Below are 2,520 nucleotides of genomic sequence, written 5' to 3'. Positions count from 1 at the left end.
GGCTGAGCCGGTCGCGGGTCTGGCGCAGCCCGATCCGGCCCACCAGGCCCGGGGACAGCCAGTAAGACCGGCCGGCCGCTTGGTAGATCCCCTCGTGGATCCCGCGCACCCGGCGCTCGGCCACCTGACCGACCAGACGGGCCTCTAGCAGGCGCTTCACGTGGTAGTAGACCCGCTGCGGGGTCTGGTCGAGCTCGACCGCCACCTCGGTGCACGACCGGGGCTCGGCGAGCTGCCGCAGCACTCCGATCCGCTGCGGCTTGAGCAGGGCCTCAGCCTGCTCGATCTGGTCGAGGTAGACGACGTCCCTCATAACGAAAATCAGTCTTTACGTAAAGGAATTTTTTGTCAATGGGCTCTGGCGAGACTCGGCCCACTGGTGGCGGTCACCGACGGGGCTGGGAAGTTGACGGGGCTGGGAAGTTAGGGTTGCTGGCCGGGTGGTCGGCCCAGTGCGGCGCTCGAGATTTTCCGGCCCGCCACGTCGCTGGCGATCTCGGAGAGCTTGCGGTTGTGCTCGCGCGCGTAGCTCCTCAGCACCTTGAATGCGTCGTCCACGGTCATGGTCAGGTACTCGGCGAGCATTCCCTTGGCCTGCTCGATGACCACCCGGCTGTTCAGCGCCGCCTGCAACTGCTCGGTAAGCAGGTTGCGTTCCCGCAGCGCCCGTTCCTGGATCAGCCCGATCGCCGCCATCTCCGCCATGGCCTGGGCGATCTCCATCTCGGTGCGGGTGAAAGGCTCGTCGCTGCCGCGGAACAGGTTCAAGGCGCCGATCACGTCCGTGCGCACGCGCAGCGGGACGGCGCACATCACCTGGAAGCCCGCCCCGGAGGCTCGCGGGGCGAAGACCGGCCAGCGGGCGCGGCTGTCGGCTGCGGTGGCCTGGACGGGCCGGCCGGAGGCGAACGCGTCCAGGCACGGGCCCTGCGCGCCCTGGAGCTCGAAGAGCTCAAGCAGCCGCATCCGCTCGTCAGAGGAGGCGATCAGCCGCAGTCCGCCGCGCGGGTCGGCCAGCATGACACCGGCTGCCTCGGCCCGGAGAATCTCAACCGAGTCGGCGGACAGGCCCTGCAGGAAATCGACGATGTCAAAGTCGCTGGCCAGCGTGTCCGCCAGCCGGACAAAAGCCCGGGCCAGCACGGCCTCGTGGGTAACGTCGCCGCTCCGGTCACCCTGACTGGGATCCTCAGGCCGGGAGTGTCGCTCGGCGCCGCTGTCAGTCATCGAACCGCACCCGGCGCTGCACGACGTCCTGCGCAATGTCGTGCATCGAACGCTCGCTCGCGAACGCCGCGGCGCGCAGCCGGGCCAGCGCGTTGGCGATGGTGTCATCCAGCTGCGCGGCGATCATCCCGGTCGCCTGATGGATCACGAGCCGGTCCGTACCGGCCGTGTCCAGCAGCTCAGCCACGCCAGGGCCCCCTGCTCCGTACGGCTGGTACAGCACGGCATCCCGGGCGATGTCCGCCGCAACCAGCGCATCGGCCAGGTGTTCTTCACTGAGCATGCCCGGCCGGTCACGGCACAGGTCGAGCGTGCCGATACCGCCGGGCCCCACGGTCAACGGCAGGGAGAACTCGGCGTGCACGCCGGCCGCCAGCGCAGCCGCAGCGAAAGCCGGCCAGCGGTTCGCGGACTCGGCGGTGAGGTCTGGCAGCAGCACCGGTATCCCGGAGGCATGAGCCTGCAGGCAGGGGCCCTCACCCAGCTCCATCTGCAGCCCGGTCACCGTCGAGGCGTGCCGCCCGGCACCCGCCAGCACGCCCGCCGACTCCGCCCCCGACATCAGCACCAGCGCGCACCCCGACAGGGCCATCTCATCCACCGCGTACCTGCAGAGCCGCCGGGCCAACTCGCCCGGCTCGGCTGTGTCTGGTTCGGTCACCGCCGCCATGATGCGGGACCGCCGTTCGTCCTCCCGCACGTCGCCTCCTCTTGCCACGACGCAAGCCCCGGGATGTGTCTCCTTACCGTACTCCTCACGCAGCCGAGCCCGGGGCACGGCCCGTGGGCCTGCATCATCTGACTCGGCTGGACGTTGGCCGCGCCGTGGCTGCGTGCTAACGTCTGGTGACGGCATCGTTGCTCCAGACCCCGGCAGCGGCAGGGACTACTGCCCCCGGCGGTGACTTGAATGAGCAGGTCTGGCAACTCCGGCACCGCGACCAGCACCGGACCGGCTTACAATCCGGCCGCCGTCTCCGCACCGCGCCCGCATGACCATCGTGCCTCGCGGCCGCGTACCGGATCCGACGCCGCCAGCCCGGTCCCGCTCATCGGGATGGCTGCTTGTCATCTGCGCCGTCTGCCTTGCCATTCTGCTCGCCCGGCGGGCGGCATTGCTGTCCGCCGCTGGGGTGTGCATGGTCCAGCCCGAGAGTCGGCCAGCGCGTGGAACGCGGCAAGTCGCATCGCGCGTTCGATGAAACGCTAGCTCAGCCCGGGGCCGGGCCAGGGGACTGGCCATCCTTGGCCAGTATGAGGGGGCCTGGTACGGCAGCCGTCATCCGTGAATAA

General features: G+C 69.7%; 3 protein-coding genes. All 3 read right to left on the bottom strand.

Going from position 1 to position 2,520, the window contains the following annotated elements:
* Positions 1-313: helix-turn-helix domain-containing protein (locus WA805_RS01055; RefSeq protein ID WP_425241433.1), on the bottom strand; the 313-nt coding region annotated here is incomplete at its 3' end.
* A 110-nt stretch (positions 314-423) separates the two neighbouring features.
* The gene (locus WA805_RS01050) at positions 424-1,227 is read right to left on the bottom strand and encodes an ANTAR domain-containing protein (protein WP_425241432.1); all 804 of its coding nucleotides are present in this window, start codon (positions 1,225-1,227) and stop codon (positions 424-426) included.
* Complete coding sequence (locus tag WA805_RS01045) at positions 1,220-1,888, bottom strand: GAF domain-containing protein (protein WP_425241431.1); 669 nt, start codon at positions 1,886-1,888, stop codon at positions 1,220-1,222. The genes WA805_RS01050 and WA805_RS01045 overlap by 8 nt, the downstream gene beginning before the upstream one ends.
* Between the last annotated feature and the right edge of the window lie 632 nt (positions 1,889-2,520).

Origin of the sequence: Trebonia sp. (genome assembly GCF_049794275.1) — a bacterium.
GTDB lineage: Bacteria > Actinomycetota > Actinomycetes > Streptosporangiales > Streptosporangiaceae > Trebonia.
Note: the sequence above shows the minus strand (reverse complement) of the source record. Positions and strands in the feature narration are given on the sequence as shown.